The following is a 15,091-nucleotide window of genomic DNA, read 5'->3' as shown; positions in this document are numbered from 1 at the left end:
CAAGGATTAACTAGGTACAAGTGTTTTTATTTTTCCCAACAATAAAAAACAAAAAACACCGAACCAAAATAATTTTGGTTCGGTGTTTTGCTCCTAATGTCTTTTCTTATAAAACCATAATTGAACTTTTTCAGAAATGGTTGATAAATGTTGGAAAGTTGAGTCTGCTGCAAAGAAAAGAATGGCTAAAAGTAACAAGGCTGTTGGCGATACCGAAGTTAACGAGAACAAGTTTTTCATGGAAATACTTGTAAGAACCATTCCGATTAAACAGCCAATCATTACGCGCTTGCGGTAACGATTCATTGGTGAACTAATTTTATAAAGAACCATAAAGCCGACTGAAACTAGCAACAATGTTGCAGTCGTTGAAATGTCCGTTTTTTGAAGTGCAAGAATATCACCACAAATTAGTAAGGCACCGACTACCAACATATCCGTTAACCCACCAGGAATTGCTTTTGATAACACATTGAAAAGAAATTTTCCTTCAATGCGACGATGATTTGGTTCCAAAGCTAGAAATGTCGAAGGAATACCAATTGTAAATAAACTAATCAATGTGACTTGTGTCGGTTGTAAAGGATATGTCACGGCAAAAATCATAGCAAAGACAGACATTAGCAAGGAGAAAATATTTTTTACAAGGAATAAACTTGAAGAGCGTTCAATGTTATTAACTACTTGGCGGCCTTCAAAGACAACCTCCGGCATCGTTGAAAAATCAGAATCCAACAACACAACTTGCGAGGCTTGTGCTGTAGCTTGATTTCCTGAAGCCATGGCAATACTACAATCTGCTTCTTTCATGGCTAAAATATCATTGACTCCATCCCCTGTCATCGCCACTGTATGATCTAATTTTTTCAACAATAGTACAAATTGTTTCTTTTGTTCTGGCGTGACACGACCAAAAACGGTGTATTTTTCTAAAGCTTCTGTCTGGGCTTCCATTGTAGTTAATGTTCGCGCGTCCACATAATTTTCAGCACCAATAATGCCTGCCGCTTGTGCTACATTGGATACTGTTAAAGGATTATCGCCAGAAATGACCTTAATGGCCACATTTTGTTCAGCGAAATATTCAAAAGTTGCTTTGGCTTCTTTACGAATCGGATTCCAAAGAAGAATGTAGCCTAGAGGTTGAACCTCTGCTGCCAACGTTTCCTGAAATTCTCCTAAATACTTTCCAAACACCAATAAGCGATAGCCTTGACTTGTATAATGTTCCACTTCAGATTGATACATTTCATAATTGTCTCTCAAAATCATCTCTGGCGCCCCAAGAATATACGTCGCTTCCGGGAAAGTCACGCTACTAAATTTTTCGACAGACGAAAACGAGGTATAGCTAACGGCTTCCCTCTGATTATTAGTAACAAAAAATTCTTTCATAGCTTTCATCGTATCGTTGTCAGCTGACATTGTTCGACAAAAATCGCCAATTAATTTTTCGACATTGGTTAAGTCTGTACCATCATTTTCGATACTCACCACAGGAACCAACTCTTGGACTTCCATCGTGTTTTCAGTAATTGTTCCTGTTTTATCTACACATAACACATCGACACGTGCTAAGGATTCGATACTTTTCATGTTGTGCAATAAAACGCCGCGCTTCGCTAAGCGCATTGTGCTGGCAGCTAATGCAACGGTTGTTAAAAGGTACAACCCTTCTGGAATCATCCCAATCAAGGCAGCTTCCATGGAGACAATGCTGTCATGAAGCCCTTGATGGTTGATGAAATAACTTTGGAAAAATAGAACACAGCCGATTGGAATAATAATAATCCCTACCCATTTCACCAAACGGTTAATGGAACCGACCATCTCTGATTGTTCCCCTTTTTTAATTGATTTCGCTTCAAGCGTTAATTGATGAACATAGGCCTCAGCGCCAATTTTATCAATTCTTGCATAACAAGAACCTGACACAATAAAGCTACCTGACAAAAGTTGGCTATCTGCTACTTTGGTAATCTCATCAGATTCCCCAGTTAACAAGGATTCATTCACACGGACTTCACCAGATAAGACAATTGCATCCCCAGAAATCTGTTCACCCGATTTAAAGAGCACCACATCATCCAAAACCAGCTCATCTGGCGAAATTTCTTGTTCTTGGCCATCCCTCACAACGGTTACTTTTGTAGCGTTTAGAATATTTAAGCTATCTAATACTTTCTTCGACTTAATTTCTTGGTAAATTCCAATGACCGTATTAATGATTACTACTGGCAAAAAGGTCATATTTTTATAAGATTGTACCAGCATTAATAACACGCCTAGTACCACAAAAATTAAGTTGAAATACGTAAATACGTTATTAATAACAATCTGTTTCGTTGTGATAAACTCTGTATCGACGGCGGCATTGACTAAGCCTTTTCGCTTTCTTTCTTCAACTTGTGCGGCCGTCAAGCCTTGTTTATCTTCTGGATAATAGCGTTCCGCGTTAGCAGTCACTGCTATTGGTTCATTTTCTTGCATTTCTTTTTTTCTTCTCAAACACATCACCCCTTGTTCTAGTCGACTCTTTCATCGTCTCCTTCTCTCCCACAGTATAGCACTGAATAAAAATTTAGATAACAACTAGCGCCCAACTATAGAAAAAAATTATACATTTCCTAAACATTGTCATTTTCAGGAATAAGCTAACGCAAAACCTTTTCATTTACTTGTTTTTCCTTTACTATAGTAAAGAAGAAATATCAAGAAATGAGGAACAATTGATGGCACAGAATCACGTAATTAAAGTTAGTAAAAAAACATTAGCAGAGATGACCACTGTTTATCAACCCAATCGTTTAAATAAAACGGTCCCTTATACTGTCTTTGTGGCCAAGGTTGGCACCACTACTATCACCGCTTATCAATCAGGTAAAGTCATGTTTCAGGGACCTCAAGCTGAAAAAGAGGCCGCTCGTTGGGAAGGAACGAGCACCACACCAAAGAAAAAAGTGTCCCCCCAGACTACAACGCTGCCTGCTGATTTTGGCAACTGGTCTGTGATAGGTTCCGATGAAGTCGGTAATGGTAGCTATTTTGGTCCTGTAACTGTCTGTGCTGCCTATGTTGACAAAAGCATGATTAGCAAACTAAAAGCATTGGGTGTTCGTGATTCCAAAGAATTAACCGACCCACAAATTATTCAATTGTCACATGTCATTAAAGAACTGATTCCTTACAAGTTATTAATCGTTGAACCAAAAAAATACAATGAGATCCAACCAAACTACAATGCTGTACACATGAAAGTCGCTTTGCATAACCAAGCGATTTATCTGTTGCTACAAGAATTGGCTCCCACAAAGCCAGAAGGGATTTTGATTGACCAATTCACCCCTGAAAATAACTATCGGAAATATGTTCGTAATGAAAAAAATCAAGTCACTGAAAAATTGTTCTTCGTCACTAAAGGAGAGCAGTATCATGTTGCCGTTGCTGCCGCCTCTATTATTAGCCGCGCTGCTTTTTTAGAAGAGTTAGACAAAGAATCTGCAGAATTGGGTTTCTCTGTGCCCTCTGGTGCTGGCAGCAAATCAGACCAAGTAGCCGCCCGTATTTTGAAAAAAGGCGGCCTAGACTTATTAGCGAATTACGCGAAGCTGCATTTTGCAAACACCCAAAAAGCCCAAAAGTTACTATAAAATAAACACCAAGCAAAAGTCCCAATGCCGATTAGCGGCGCTGGGACTTTTGCTTGGTGTAAAAAATTATTTTTCAATTTCGATAAACAGGACTTTTAAGTAATTACCTTCTGGAAAATTAGGATTCACTTGAAAGTCTGCCGGTAATTGATACGTGTCCGTAATCTTGTAACGGACATTTTTCTCTTGCAAGGCAGTAATCACCATTTTTTGATATTTGGCCAAGGATAAATTTGCCGCATTGGTTGAGGCAATAAGCGTTCCCTTATCCGTTAAAATATCAATAGAATCTTTCACTAGCTCCCCATAATTTTTAGCAACGGAAAAAACTTTCTTTTTGTTGCGAGCAAAACTTGGCGGATCCAAAATGATCACGTCATAACTCAAGCCTTTACGTGAAGCATATTTAAAGTAGTCAAAAACATCCATGACAATAATCTTTTGCGCGGCAAGATTTAAATGATTGACTTCAAATTGCTCAGTCGTTTTCGGTAAGCTTCGTTTAGCTAAATCCACACTAGTGGTGGCTACGGCACCTCCCATAGCGGCAGCTACTGAAAAAGCACCTGTATAACTAAACATATTTAAGACTGTTTTACCTACTGCAAAACCATCTACTAATCGACCACGAACTTCTTTTTGATCTAAAAAGATGCCTGTCATTAATCCTTCGTTTAAATAGGTAGCAAATTGAACGCCATTTTCAGTGACAAGTAATGGCTCGGGTGCTTGTTCGCCATACAAAAACTGTGATTCGGGTAAATTTTTTGTGGAAAAACGAATCTTTTCGTAGGCACCAATAATGTCAGGGTAAACTGTGCGAAACGCCGTCAAAAGTTCGGCTTTTTTCTGATAAAGGGTTTCATTATACCATGAAAAAACGGCGTAATCTGCATAGCGATCGATGATTAGACCCCCAATGCCATCTCCTTCTCCATTAAATAATCTATAAGCGGTTGTCAGCGAATCCTTTTTAAAAGATGTCCGCTTCTCACGACTTATTTCAAAGAGTTGTTGAAAAAAAGATTGATTAATTGGTCCATGCCATGACAGCAACCAACCAATTCCTTTATTTTGTTCGCCTAAATATCCTTCAGCTAAACACTGGCCTTTACTATCAATCAAAGTAAGCCAATCTGTTGGTAACGGCGCTGGCACTTGTTGCAAATCTTCTTTCTGAATTAAAGGATATCCTTTTTTAAATTTATGTTCTGCTTTTTTAGTTACTTGAAGTTTCATTCTGTACACCTACTTTTCAAAGTCCTATCTAGTATAGCAAAAAAAGGCCCATCTGTCTTTAAAGGATTCAAGCTTCACGTCATTTAACGAACTAAAAAGTTTAAGGAAATAGTAAGTTTTCTTTAACATCACCATTCCTCACTTCGGTAAGAATTGACATAAAATTTGTGAAAGAGTAAAATTAAAGCGATATTGTAAAATACGAAATTTACCTAATTTTACTTTTATAGAATCATCGTTTAGAAAGGACGTTTATTTTGAAAAAATTATTTAAAACAAATATTTTGAACACGCGACTGGGGTTATTCTCGCTAATCGCCATCTTATTGTGGCTAAAAAACCTCTTTGCGTACGCCGTTGATTTCCATTTACGTTTGGAAAATATTAACGAGTATTTCATACTCTTAATTAATCCAATTGCCACAACGGTCTTTTTATTAGCCATCGCTTTGTATGTTCGCCGTAAAAAAGCTTCTTATATTACAATGATGATTATTTACTTCTTGATGAGTTTACTGCTCTTCTCAAATGTCGTGTATTATCGAGAATTTACTGACTTCATCACAGTTAATACGATGCTTGGTGCTGGCAAAGTAGCTAGCGGTCTTGGCGAAAGTGCCTTACGTCTCTTTAGACCTTATGACGTCATTTATTTCTTAGACTTCATTATTATTGGCGTATTATTATTAACGAAAAAAATTAAAACAGATGCGCGTCCAGTCCGCGCACGTGTAGCAGTCTCTGTCACACTCCTTTCTGTTGTCTTTTTCTTATTCAATCTATTTATGGCTGAAACAGAACGTCCCCAATTATTAGGACGTCAATTCTCTCGTGACTATATCGTGAAATTCTTAGGCTTAAATGCCTTTACCGTATACGATGGCATTACAACTTACCAAACAAACCAAGTCCGTGCCGAAGCTAGTGCTAACGATATGAAACAAGTTGAAGATTACGTGAAACAACAATATGCGGCACCCGATGATAGTAAGTTTGGTATTGCAAAAGGCAAAAATGTAATTTATATCCATTTAGAAAGTTTCCAACAATTTTTAGTTAATTACAAATTAAAAGATGAAAATGGCGTAGAACACGAAGTCACACCATTTATCAATAGTCTTTACAATAGTAAAAGTACCTTTAGCTTTGATAACTTCTTCCACCAAGTTGGTCAAGGAAAAACAAGTGATGCCGAAACGTTACTTGAAAATTCACTATTTGGTTTAGACCAAGGTTCACTCTTTACACAAGTTGGTGGGAAAAATACGTTTGAAGCAGCACCCGATATTTTAAAACAAACGCAAGGATACACTAGCGCTGCTTTCCACGGAAATGCCGGTAACTTCTGGAATCGGAATGAAACCTATAAACGTTTAGGCTATGACTATTTCTTTGATGCTAGTTATTATGATGTTAATTCAGATAACTCATTCCAATATGGGTTACACGATAAACCATTCTTTAATCAATCCGTTCAATATTTAGAGCATTTACAACAACCGTTCTATTCTAAATTTATTGCTGTATCCAATCATTATCCTTATTCTCAATTTACAAACGATGAAGCAGGATTCCCAATTGCAAAAACCTCTGACGAAACAATTAATGGTTACTTTGCAACAGCGAATTATTTAGATAAAGCGGTCGAAGAATTCTTTAACTACTTGAAATCTTCAGGTCTCTATGAAAACTCAGTCATTGTTCTTTATGGCGATCACTATGGGGTTTCTAATTCAAGAAACCAAAACTTAGCAGAGTTAGTAGGTAAAACCAAAGCAGATTGGAACGATTTTGACAACGCCAATATGCAACGTGTTCCTTATATGATTCACGTTCCTGGTCAAGAAAATGGCGGTGTGAACCATACGTATGGCGGCCAAGTTGATGCCTTACCAACCCTTCTACACTTGCTTGGTGTCGATACGAAAAACTACATTCAGTTAGGCCAAGATTTATTCTCTAAACAACACAATCAAATCGTTGCTTTCCGCAACGGCAATGTTGTAACACCTAAATATACTATTTTAGGTTCTAGCATTTACGATACTAAAACAGGCACTTTAATTACAGAGCCAACCGAAGAAGTTAAGAAAGAAGTCGCTGATTTAAAAGCCAAAGCGACGAAACAATTAGAAACGTCTGACCAAATTACTAACGGTGACTTGCTTCGTTTCTATACCAATAGCGGCTTAAAACCAGTTAATCCAGAAGACTATGATTACAAGAACCAATTGCAACAACTGGAAGCAATTGAAAAAGAAAAAGGTGAAAAATCAACGAGTGTTTACAGTAAAAACAATAATAAATCAACCGTTGATGAATATCACACTGACAGTTATCAAGGCTATCAAAAAACTGGTAAATAAATCTTCAAAAAGCTTGAGCAATTTGCTCAAGCTTTTTTGCTACTTTTTCATAATTAATTCATATTATTTCACTATACTAAAGATAGTTTAGAGAGGTGAAAGTTGATGAGAAGTGTCCGTTACGCTACAGCTAGTAGTTTTTATCATAAAAAAATCACATTAACCACTGCACTCTTCTTCTTCCTGTTCTCTTTCTTATTGACTGGGCTGTTTAACTTAATTGATTTTGAAAAAGAGTTTTTACGAACGATGCCAGACTTTGTCGATATTGAAAAACAAACTAGTTACCATTACCAACTGATTCAATACTATTGGCACCTCTATCTAGGTAGTGTCATTTTCTTTGGTGTTACTTTTCTTCTGTTGATGTATGTGACATTACGCATAAAAAAGGAAGAAATACATACATGGTATCACATGCACTTTTCAAATATGTATGTCACCAAACAGCTCTTACTAGAGTTGTGTTTACCGGCTCTATTAGGAATTTTCAGTTTTTTACTTTTCACTTTAATGTTTCAAGAAACGTATAATACTGTTCTTTGGGCTGCCCGTGATGCTATTTTACAGTGGTCTCATTTGGAAACTCCAGCATTTTTAGCTAAAAGTACCGACCAGGATGTCACGATTACAAATATCCAGCATTTAGGGATTCAAACGATCCAAGCGTTTTCTTTTGATTTTAAAAGTATGCAGTCGCTTTATACAATCCGTAATTGCTTTGTTAACTGCTTAATCTTGCTTGGCATTCCTCTTGTTTGCGGGACTCCTTTCACGTTGATTTATTTACGTACACATCAGAAATAAGGGAGGGATTTTCTATGAATGTCACACCATCATTCAAAAAAACAACCGAAAAAAAATCCTCATTCGACGCGTTAGCTTTGCGAGAAGTTTATGGAATCATTTATTCTGCTCCAGAACAAGAACTCGCATTGGCCGATTTTTTCCAAACAAACCAATTAACCATTACTAGGCTTTCTTCTAGTGAAACCTTTCTGCCCTACTTGCCATTAGAAGAAAATTTATTTATCGCTAGTACGATCAAAGAACGGGATCGAAAAGTAGTTCTAGCCGAAGCTTTCCAGGTGTTCCAATTAGAACCTGCCTTACTTGGTCGTTCCTTTACTTCTTTTACGACTTTTGAAAAAATTAAAATGCGCATAATACAACTTTTGCTTTCAAAAACAAGTACGTTAGTGATTGATGACATCTTTTCTTCATTAACGATTGGACAACGTCAAGAAATTTTACCTCAATTAAAAATAGCAGTTCAAAAAAGAAACAAGCGCTTGCTATTTCTGACAAAGGATCCACAAATTATTGATAGTCCCTATGTGCACCCCCTGTCTCTACATGCGTTATTAAACTAAAGAAAACGTCTGGCACTGATTGTGACCAGACGTTTTCTTTAGTTTTCAGTGATTTCAACATCAGGAAATGAAATAATAAACGTGGTGCCTTTACCAAGTTCACTCTCAACATTGATTTTTCCTTTATGCAAGCGGACCAATTGTTGAACGATTGGTAAGCCTAATCCTGATTCTCCATATTTCGTATTTTTACGGGATGGATCTACTTTGTAATAACGATCCCAGATATTCAGAATTTGTTCTTCCGTCATGCCAATTCCTGTATCAGAAATACGGACAATGGTTTCTAAATAGCCTTTTTCTAAAGCAATATGAATTTCGCCATTTTCAGTAAATTGGATGGCATTTTGAACAATATTGACAACAACTTGCACGAAACGATCATAATCGGCATACACATCAATTGGTTCGGTGGTGTCTAAATACAATTGATTACCGGCGGCTTCAGCTTTGGCCGTTAGTTGAGTCACAATATTTTCTAAAGCTTCTGTTCCGTTGAACTTCTTCACAACAATTTGAATCTGGTTGGTCCGAATTTTTTCATAATCAAGATTTTCATTGACTAAGCGAATCAAGCGAGCGGTCTCATTTTGCATCAGTTTAATCGCATTCTCTTTTTGATTTTCAGGAATAGCATTATACTGCAATCCCTCTAACAAGCCATTAATAGTTGTTAAAGGCGTCCGCATTTCATGAGAAGCATCCGCCATAAATTGACGACGGCGCTCTTCTTGCCGATTGATTTCTTCTTGTGATTCTTTTAAAGACGCGGCCATTTTATTAAAATCTTCTGCTAGGTCATCAAATTCATCTTTGTCATGAACCGGTAATTGAATATCAAAATTTCCACTAGTAATTTCTTTGGTGGCTTTACGCATCCGATTAATTCGTTTCACTTGGAAAGTCGCAAATAGATAACTTAGTAACAAGGCAATCACACCAGAAAAAATAAAGCCTTTAATCAAGTTTTGTGTCACGTACTGGACACTTCGGTCAACGTTTTTGGCAGGTTGTGTAATAACGAGTGAACCAATAATCACTTTTTTATCAGAAGACTGATTTGATGCATACACCGGTAACATTACATAGGACGAAGTATTTCGGGCCCCATAAATATCAATGTTTTCTGTTGCATAAACACGATTGCCTTTCATGATTTGATCCCAATTTTTATCGATTAAGGAAAAGTCTAATTTTTTTGTGCTATCAACTGGTGGGTACTGCACTTCGCGGTCCTTGTTAATAAACACAAATTGCACATCTTGCTTCTGGAGTACGCGCTCAGTCAACTGAAATGAATAGGATAAAACATCTCGATCCGAAACGCCTGCGACATTAATAAAAAAGTCACGTGTTTCTAAAGCCGATTCTGCATAACCATATAGCTGTTCATAGTTATTTTCTTGCATTGTGCGCTTGGTCAATTGTGTGAAAGACGTTCCGACAATGAGAATAATCAGAGCAATCACACCTATAAAAGCAAGTAATTGTTGATACAAATACTTCATTAAGCAACACCTGAATCGTCGAATTTATACCCTACGCCCCAAACCGTTTGGATGACTTGAGGACCCACTTTTTCAATTTTTTGTCGTAATTTTTTGATATGGGCATCAACTGTCCGTTCATCGCCAAAGTATTGATAGTCCCAAACCAATTCTAGTAGTTGTTCGCGTGAAAAGACTTGGCGTGGTTTTTTTGCTAAAGTGTATAGCAAATCAAATTCTTTAGGTGTTAAGCCTTCAATTAATTGATTATCTAAATATGTTTCTCGTGTTTTCGTATTCATTTTAAAATGATCCGTAATCACATCAAACGTTTCATCTGTATTCTCAGACGTATCATGCGCAGCCTCTGCCACCTCGGCACGACGATGTAGAGCTTTCATCCGTGCAATCAAAGTTAATGGACTAAATGGTTTTGTCACATAATCATCCGCACCCATTTCAAGGCCAATTACTTGGTCACTTTCAGAATCACGAGCAGTCAACATAATAATGGGAACATTGGCTGAAACTTTGCGAATTTCACGACAAACAGCCATCCCATCCATACTAGGTAAGTTTAAGTCTAACGTAATCATGTCCCATTTTTCTGGCGAAGCAAGAAACGTCGCCAATCCTTCTTTGCCATCATCTTTAAAGGTAGCTTCCCACCCTTCATTTAAGAAAAACATTTGCATCATTTCTGAGACGGATTCATTGTCTTCAATCATTAATATATTCATTTCATTCACTCCTTATTCACTTTTCATAAAACTGCTCTATTGTAGTATACTCTAAAATTGAATTTGTACCAACCGATTCTATATTTCTTCAAAAATCCTTTACAGAACCATCAAAAATCACTTTTTTTCCTGCTCTTTTAAAGAAAACGAAGGGAACCCATTGTCTTTTCAGAAAAGTTTGTTAAAATAACAAGCGTAGAGAGGATGTTAGGGTATGGATAAAATGAAAGCTATTGCTTTTTTTGATTTAGATGGAACTTTGTTAGATGGAACCTCGCAAATTACTCCTGAGATTACCGCAGCAGTGGCGGCCTTGAAAGACAATCAAATTTTACCTTTAATTGCGACAGGACGGACCTTGTGTGAGATTCAGCCAATTATGAAAGCCAGTGGCATTGATTCTGCGATTGTAATGAACGGGCAATTTATTCATTATGAAGGAAAAACGATTTATTCAGATGAATTTACAACAGAGGAATGTGTTTCACTGCATGAACATGTCAAACAGCGTGGTCATGAATTGGCTTTTTACAATGAGCGCCGTATTTTTTGTACAGGGCATACTGGCACAGTGAAACAAGCCTATGACTATATTCATTCAGCTGTTCCAGAAATTGATCCCACAGGTTATGAGAATGATGCCGTCAACATGATGTTGGTCTTAAGTCAACATGGCGATGATGATGAATATTACTATGAGCGGTTTCCTGAATTGACCTTTTATCGCAATGGTCCTTTTTCAATAGATATTGTTCGTAAAGGGGTCTCTAAAGGCTCTGGTGTCAAAAATCTTTTTAACACCTTGGGATTAAACGGCATTCCCACTTATGCCTTTGGTGATGGCATCAATGATTTGGCGCTGTTTGAGGCCTGTGATTATGGAATTGCCATGGGTAATGCGCGTGAAGAATTAAAAGAAAAAGCCACCTTTATTTCAACTAAAAATACTGAAAATGGCATTGTTAATGGCTTGAAAAAATTTGATTTACTATAAGAGAAAACTACCTTCTTCTATTGATGTACTTTAGAAGAAGGTAGTTCTTTTGTATGTTCATTTTTCTTTTTCTGCTGTGCACAGAGAGCTACTCCCACTACTTGAATCAGCAAAATCGCTCCCAACAAACAACTTAATACGATGTTTCCTGATAGGATTGTTCTTCTGATTAAAATAATTAATACGACACTGCTAATTCCGTAGAGTAACCATTGGTTGTCCATTTTTATTGACCCCTTTGTTTTTCTATGTTTAGGATAGGATGTTTCCTACTAAAATGCAAGGAAAGATCCTAGATTCTTACAACTAACCCATAATTTTTATTAATTCCTTATTTGTTTTCATTTATTCTTAAGATTCGTTTCATTTTTGTAAAAAATCACACTTTTTTTCTATCTCTGTTTTAAATTGCGTACAGTTCTTAAAAAAAATGATACACTAAAAGTGAACTCGAAATGAAAGGAGCCATTCCTTTGGTTAATAGCGAAAAAAGAAAACAATTAATTATTGATACATGCATTTTAGCTGGAAAAATTATGCTGGAAAGCGGATCTGAAGTATATAGAACCGAAGATACAATTACTCGGATTGCAGCAAATGCTGGCGAGCCAGAGAGCGTTTGTTACACGACGGCTACAGGGATTTTCGTGGGCTTTCGTTCCAGTAATTATACGCAATTAGAAAACATCCCCCAGCGCTCGATTAATTTGGAAAAAGTTAGCCTTGTCAATCAATTATCAAGAGAATTTGCACAAAAAGAGATTACTCTACCAGAGCTTTATCAGCGCTTAACTCTATTAGAAACAGATACCCCCACTTTTTCAATTTCGTTACGCTTGTTAGCAGCTGGGATTGTTAGTTGTACGTTAATGTACATTTTTGGTGGCACTTGGCAAGATTTTATTGCAACTTTTTTTGTTGGCGTGATTGGGTATACCAGTTATCTTTTTACCCAAAAGTTATTCCAAGTTCCTTACCTCGATTCATTCGCAGCCGCTTTTGTCATTGGTTTGTTGGCCTATTTGGCTGTGCATTTTCACTTAGCGGTCAACATTGATAATATTATTATTGGTGCGGTAATGCCGTTAGTTCCAGGTGTGGCGATTACGAACTCTTTTCGCGACATTTTAGCCGGCCACCTCATCAGCGGGACGGCGCGAGGGACAGAAGCTATTTTTATTGCTGGGTCTGTTGGCCTGGGAATTGCCTTGATTTTTAAATTATTTATGTAAGGAGTGTTCAAATGGAACTAATTTTTCATCTTCTCTTTAGTTTTTTAGCGACTGTGACGTTTGGTATTATTACGAACATTCCTCGTAAAGCACTGGTGGCTTGTGGCATTACTGGCATGACAGGCTGGATGATTTATTATGTCTTAACGCAAACTTTTGATGCTAGTCAAACCTTTGCAAACTTTTTAGGAACGGTCGGGTTAGGGATCGCTAGTATCTTTTTTTCTCGTTACAAAAAAATGCCGATGATTATTTTTTATATTCCTAGTTTGGTTCCTTTAGTGCCAGGAGGCCCTGCCTATCAAGCGGTTCGGAGCATTTTGTTAGGAAACATTGATGACGGGTTGCAGTTGATTTTAAAAGTTGTCTTTACTGCTGCAGCTATCGCAGCGGGCTTTATGGTGACATCGTTACTGGAACGAATTGTCAAACGTTTTTTCCCCAAGCGACTCTTCCGATTGGTCAAAAAATAAAAAAAAACAAGCTCAGAAAATGTAGCGACCCCAAAAAGTTAGACTTTTTATAGAGTGGATTTTTCCACTCTATTTTTTATGCAGTTTTTTGATTGAATTGTCGAAATTCTACTGGGCTTTTCCAGTTAAGTTTTTCTTTGATTCGGTGATGATTGTAATAATAAATGTAGTTCTCAATTGCTTCTCTCAATTCATTTTGACTTTGATAGATTTTTCCATAGTACACTTCTTGTTTTAGGATACTGAAGAAATTCTCCATAGGAGAATTATCTAAACAGGTTCCTTTTCGAGACATACTTTGAAAGATATTATTGTCCTTTAATGTTTGTATATAGACATTCATTTGATAAGCCCAGCCTTGATCAGAGTGAAAGGTGCGCCGATAGGGACAATCATTTGTTTGAGAAATTGCTTCTTTCAGACCTTCCATAACTGTTTTACCATTTGGTTGAGTAGAAAGGCTATAGCTTAGAATTTCACTATTATACATATCCATAAATGGATCTAAGTATAGTTTTTTCTGACGAAAGATGCCTGCGTTATCTGCTTCAAAGTACTTAAATTCAGTTGCATCAGTTGTAATTTTTTGATGAGGAACAGAGGTTTTAAATCGGCGACGAATCAAATTTTTAGCGATTTTACCAACGGTTCCTTTATAGGAATTATATTTTCTGGATTTCTTAGTAAAAGCTTTGACTTGTAACTTTAACTTTTGTATTAATCGCTGGACTTTCTTTTTATTCACTTGAAATCCACGTCGTTTCAATTCTTGGGTCATCCTTCTATAGCCATAATGTTGATGTTTTTTACGAATCGCTTGAATTTCTTCTTCAATGATTTGTGTTGAAGCTGTTCTGTCGAGGCGTTTTTGCCAGTACATGTAAGTAGATTTTGGAAACCTTAGGGTTTCCAAAATATCTTTTAATCGAAAGTGTCTTCGGAGACTGTGAATGATTCGTGCGATTCGTTCATTTTTTGTTCGTCCTCTAAACGCAGTCTCCTCAATTCTTTTAAATAGGCATTCTCAATTTTTAACATTCTATTTTCTTTTTCTAGTTTCTCTACTTGAGATCGTTCACTTGGTAATGGTTGGCTTTCCTTTTGTTTCTTCTTAGGCATGGTAGGTGGACGTCCTTTCTGTTTAGAGAGTCCCTCTATACCAAACTTCTGATACGTTCTAAGCCAATTCGCAATCAATGATGGATTGTTCATTTTTAGAAGATTAGCTACTTCTTGATAGGACAACTCTGTTGTTAAATATAACTCTATCGCATCTAGCTTAAATTGAACAGAGTAATTCTTATTTTTTTGACTGCGAAGTAGGCCTTCTTCACCAAGTTCTTTATAGACATTTATCCATTTGCTTATTTGAGAACTATCTTTAAACCCATACTTCTTTGCGAGAAACCTTAGACCTCCTTGACCAGATAAGTAGTCATGAACAAGTTTAAGTTTAAATTCAAAACTGTATTTTGCCATACAAAAAAACCCCCAAAAGTTAGATTTCTAGGTCTAACTTTTGGGGGTCGGCTCAAAA

General features: G+C 36.9%; 12 protein-coding genes and 1 pseudogene. 7 read left to right on the top strand and 6 right to left on the bottom strand.

The features are described 5' to 3' along the window. Positions 1-93 precede the first annotated feature (93 nt). Positions 94-2,514: a cation-translocating P-type ATPase gene (locus MKZ30_RS05420; protein WP_002419826.1), complete on the bottom strand. Its 2,421-nt coding sequence runs from the start codon at positions 2,512-2,514 to the stop codon at positions 94-96. A 218-nt stretch (positions 2,515-2,732) separates the two neighbouring features. Here MKZ30_RS05420 and rnhC point away from each other — a divergent pair, with 218 nt between their 5' ends. Continuing rightward, positions 2,733-3,650, top strand: coding sequence for a ribonuclease HIII (gene rnhC / locus MKZ30_RS05415; RefSeq protein ID WP_010816463.1), 918 nt, complete (start codon positions 2,733-2,735; stop codon positions 3,648-3,650). A gap of 66 nt (positions 3,651-3,716) precedes the next feature. Here the strand turns inward: rnhC and MKZ30_RS05410 are convergent, their stop codons facing one another. Then, positions 3,717-4,889: a class I SAM-dependent rRNA methyltransferase gene (locus MKZ30_RS05410; protein WP_033601202.1), complete on the bottom strand. Its 1,173-nt coding sequence runs from the start codon at positions 4,887-4,889 to the stop codon at positions 3,717-3,719. A 257-nt stretch (positions 4,890-5,146) separates the two neighbouring features. Here MKZ30_RS05410 and MKZ30_RS05405 point away from each other — a divergent pair, with 257 nt between their 5' ends. From MKZ30_RS05405 to MKZ30_RS05395, 3 genes are all read left to right on the top strand, one after another. Continuing rightward, positions 5,147-7,255 carry an LTA synthase family protein gene (locus MKZ30_RS05405; protein ID WP_002357869.1) on the top strand — a complete coding sequence of 703 codons (2,109 nt, stop codon included), beginning with the start codon at positions 5,147-5,149 and terminating at the stop codon, positions 7,253-7,255. 105 nt (positions 7,256-7,360) lie between these two features. Beyond that, entirely contained in the window at positions 7,361-8,062 is a 702-nt protein-coding gene (locus MKZ30_RS05400; RefSeq protein WP_033601201.1) for a hypothetical protein, read from the top strand. A gap of 14 nt (positions 8,063-8,076) precedes the next feature. After that, positions 8,077-8,628, top strand: a complete 552-nt coding sequence (locus MKZ30_RS05395) for a hypothetical protein (RefSeq protein ID WP_002360506.1) — start codon at positions 8,077-8,079, stop codon at positions 8,626-8,628. Positions 8,629-8,666: 38 nt separating this feature from the next. Here MKZ30_RS05395 and MKZ30_RS05390 read toward each other — a convergent pair whose 3' ends face one another. Beyond that, a complete protein-coding gene (locus MKZ30_RS05390; RefSeq protein WP_249958797.1) occupies positions 8,667-10,136 on the bottom strand; it encodes an ATP-binding protein in 1,470 nt (489 codons plus the stop codon). Then, complete coding sequence (locus MKZ30_RS05385; protein WP_002381953.1) at positions 10,136-10,855, bottom strand: winged helix-turn-helix domain-containing protein; 720 nt, start codon at positions 10,853-10,855, stop codon at positions 10,136-10,138. Before MKZ30_RS05385 ends, MKZ30_RS05390 begins: the two co-directional genes overlap by 1 nt. A gap of 214 nt (positions 10,856-11,069) precedes the next feature. Here MKZ30_RS05385 and MKZ30_RS05380 point away from each other — a divergent pair, with 214 nt between their 5' ends. Further along, positions 11,070-11,849, top strand: a complete 780-nt coding sequence (locus MKZ30_RS05380) for a Cof-type HAD-IIB family hydrolase (protein ID WP_002382217.1) — start codon at positions 11,070-11,072, stop codon at positions 11,847-11,849. A gap of 17 nt (positions 11,850-11,866) precedes the next feature. Here the strand turns inward: MKZ30_RS05380 and MKZ30_RS05375 are convergent, their stop codons facing one another. Then, a complete protein-coding gene (locus MKZ30_RS05375) occupies positions 11,867-12,073 on the bottom strand; it encodes a hypothetical protein (protein ID WP_002357875.1) in 207 nt (68 codons plus the stop codon). 231 nt (positions 12,074-12,304) lie between these two features. On the opposite strand from MKZ30_RS05375, the gene MKZ30_RS05370 reads away from it, so the two are divergent. Beyond that, positions 12,305-13,081 (top strand): threonine/serine exporter family protein, encoded by a 777-nt coding sequence (locus MKZ30_RS05370; protein ID WP_002382216.1) that lies wholly within the window; start codon positions 12,305-12,307, stop codon positions 13,079-13,081. Positions 13,082-13,092: 11 nt separating this feature from the next. Beyond that, positions 13,093-13,554: a threonine/serine exporter family protein gene (locus tag MKZ30_RS05365; protein ID WP_002357877.1), complete on the top strand. Its 462-nt coding sequence runs from the start codon at positions 13,093-13,095 to the stop codon at positions 13,552-13,554. Between the two features lie 76 nt (positions 13,555-13,630). Here the strand turns inward: MKZ30_RS05365 and MKZ30_RS05360 are convergent. Then, positions 13,631-15,033 (bottom strand): annotated as a pseudogene (locus tag MKZ30_RS05360) (IS3 family transposase). Positions 15,034-15,091 lie beyond the last annotated feature (58 nt).

This window comes from Enterococcus sp. LX10, from assembly GCF_023539285.1.
Classification (GTDB): Bacteria; Bacillota; Bacilli; order Lactobacillales; family Enterococcaceae; genus Enterococcus; species Enterococcus faecalis.
This window is presented reverse-complemented; position numbering and strand designations above follow the sequence as displayed.